Consider the following 1,590-nt stretch of genomic DNA (forward strand, 5'->3'; position numbering starts at 1 on the left):
GAGGGGCGGCTATCTGTTATTATTGTTGCGCCAGGATTTTCAGTGCTTCCGTGTCTTTGTATTGTACCATTAGATGTTTCAGGTGCGTTTTTAAGGTGGCGGTGAGCTTTTCATAGCCCTTCCGGCCATAGAGATTACTGACCTCATGCGGATCCTGTTTCAGATCGTACAATTCCCAGCTGTTGGACTCACCGTAAAAGCGGACCAGGGTATATTGTTCCGTACGGATACCGAAGTGAGGATATACATGATGGGGCTGGGGAAATTCGTAATAATGATAATACGCTTCTTTTCTCCAGGAAACATTTTTGCCATCCGCTTTCAGCAGGGGTAAAAAGGAAGTGCCTTGCATATCGGCTGGCACTTTTACACCGGCGATATTAAGGAAAGTGGGCGCCCAGTCGATATTCAGCATCAGCTGATCGATGGAGGTGCCGGGCTTCGTTACACCGGGGTATTTGATCATAAAAGGCGTACGCAGCGATTCTTCATAAATAAACCGTTTATCGAACCAGCCATGTTCGCCCATGTAAAAGCCCTGGTCGGAAGCATACACCACTACTGTATTTTTTGAAAGCCCTGTTTTATCCAGGTAATCCAGCAGTTGGCCGATGTTCCTGTCCAGCGATTTTGCGGTGGCCAGGTAATCTTTCAGGTAGCGCTGGTATTTCCATTCCACCAGGGCATCGCCTGAGAGTTTTTGTTCATCAAATTCTTTGCTGATCTTATTTTCATAATAATCGATATAAGCCTTTTTCTGTTCCGGTGTAAAGCGGCCATAGATCCCTTTTTCATAATTGGCATGTACCTTCAGGTCTTCTTTCAGACGCATGGTTTTATCGATGGTCATATCCTGGTTTTGTGCGGCCAGGCGATTTTTGTAATCGTCTTTGAATGTTGCCGGAAGAGGGAAGGTTTTGCCATCGTAGGCGCCGAGGTCCCGGATATCCGGCTGCCATTCGCGGTGGGTGGCTTTTTCGCCTACTACCAGGAAAAAAGGTTTGGAGGTATCCCGTTTTTCTATCCAGTTAACAGAGAGATCGGTAATGATATTGGTAACGTATCCTTCAATGCGGCTGGTATCGCCAGGCCCTATGATATCCGGATTGTAATACTGGCCCTGGCTGTTGAGGATACGCCAGTAGTCGAACCCTTTTGGCAGGTTGCCTAAATGCCACTTGCCGATCCAGGCTGTCTGGTAGCCATTTTGCTGCAGCAGGGCAGGAAACAGTTGTTGCCCCACATCAAACTTCTTCTCGTTCAGCGTATAGCCGTTAATGTGACTATATTTCCCCGTAAGCAGGGTAGCCCTGCTGGGGCCGCAAATGGAGTTGGTGACCAGCGCATTTTTGAAAATAGCGCCCTGGCGCGCGATACGGTCAATGTTAGGCGTTTGCACCAGTTTGCTGCCATAGGCGCTGATAGCCTGGTAGGCGTGGTCGTCGGAGAAGATGAAGATGATATTGGGCCGCTGCGTTTGTGCGTAACTGTTAGCAGTGACGAAGAGGAGTAGCACTCCCCAGATTTTTCTAAGATAGTTTGCGGAAAAGCATTTCATGTTCAATGTTTTTGTCCTGCAGGGCTGTTTAC

General features: G+C 48.1%; 1 protein-coding gene. It reads right to left on the minus strand.

The window, feature by feature from the left end; translation table 11 throughout:
- Positions 1–19: 19 nt before the first annotated feature.
- On the minus strand, positions 20–1,590 hold a 1,571-nt coding region (locus VN105_RS01110; RefSeq protein ID WP_414647216.1), incomplete at its 5' end, for a sulfatase family protein.

Source organism: Chitinophaga sp., assembly GCF_035564935.1.
Classification (GTDB): domain Bacteria; phylum Bacteroidota; class Bacteroidia; order Chitinophagales; family Chitinophagaceae; genus Chitinophaga.